The organism is Streptomyces sp. NRRL F-2664 (genome assembly GCF_000719345.1).
In the GTDB taxonomy this organism is placed as follows: Bacteria; Actinomycetota; Actinomycetes; order Streptomycetales; family Streptomycetaceae; genus Streptomyces.
The window spans coordinates 1-1030 of record NZ_JOFX01000240.1 but is presented as its reverse complement, the minus strand read 5'-3'; the positions used below and the strand labels follow the sequence as shown (position 1 = coordinate 1030).

General features: G+C 71.9%; 1 protein-coding gene. It reads right to left on the bottom strand.

Annotation, left to right across the window (positions count from 1 at the left end; translation table 11 throughout):
• A partial coding sequence (locus IF89_RS0135550; protein ID WP_030777357.1) for a hypothetical protein occupies positions 1-1030 on the bottom strand: 1030 nt, incomplete at both ends.

The following is a 1030-nucleotide window of genomic DNA, read 5'->3' as shown; positions in this document are numbered from 1 at the left end:
GTCGGGGTAGGCGACCGAGGCCAGCCGGCCCTCGCTGTCGTAGGTGTAGGTGATGAGGGTGTTCTTCTTGGCGTCCGCGTCGTCGCGGGCGCCTTCCCAGATGCCGGTGACCCGGTTCAGGGCGTCGTATTCCGTCTGCCGGACCGTGGTGGCCCCGCTGGCGTCGGTGACCGCGGAGGAGAGCAGCAGCCCGGTGTCCCCGTCGTAGGTATACGCGGTCGTGGAGACGGTGTCGCCGTCTTTGGTCTTGACGGCCGCTTCGGCTATCTCCCCGTCACGGGTGTAGGTGAACACGGTGGTGTTGCCGAGCTGGTCGGTCTGCGACGCCAGGCGCCCTGCCGCGTCATAGGCGTTGCGCACACCGGTGCGGGTGTCGCCCTGGCCGGGATCGCCCTGGGTGAGGGACTTGGCGGTCTGGCGCCCGGCGAGGTCGCGGGTCAGGGCTGCGGTGAACTCCTGCCCCGGATACAGCTCCGGTGCAGCCGGGGTCAGGACCGTGCTCTGCGGGATGCCGCCCGCCCCGTAAGAGGGCACAGCGGTGACTTCGCCGCTGGTTGAGGTCAGGGTCCGGCCCAGCGCATCAGCCTCGGCGGTGGATCCGGCAGCGGGGGTGCCGTCGGCGAAGACCACCCTCGCCGACACCGTCCGCGCCGCACTGTCGGCGTCCTGCATCGACACGGCCCGGGCCTCGCCCAGGCCGGCACCCTCCTGGCCTGCGCCCAGCACGCCCTGCGCGACCGCCTCGGCCACGATGTCGGAGGCCGTCTTGACGGTGGTGCCGTCCGGGCCGGTCACACTGCTGGTGTGCCCCCACGGGTCGCTGGAGGCAACGGTTCTGCGTCCGGCCTGGTCGGTCATGGTCACCTGGTAGTGGGCCCACTGGGAGTAGTCGGCTGCGGCCAGCACCCGGGCTCCGTCGGCGTCGGGCTCTTTGGCGTAGGCGCCGTCGCGGTAGTTGTCCGCGGTCCGCAGCGGGCGGCCCAGCGCGTCGAGGGTCTCGGTGATACGCCGCCCGTCAGGCGTGGCCGTG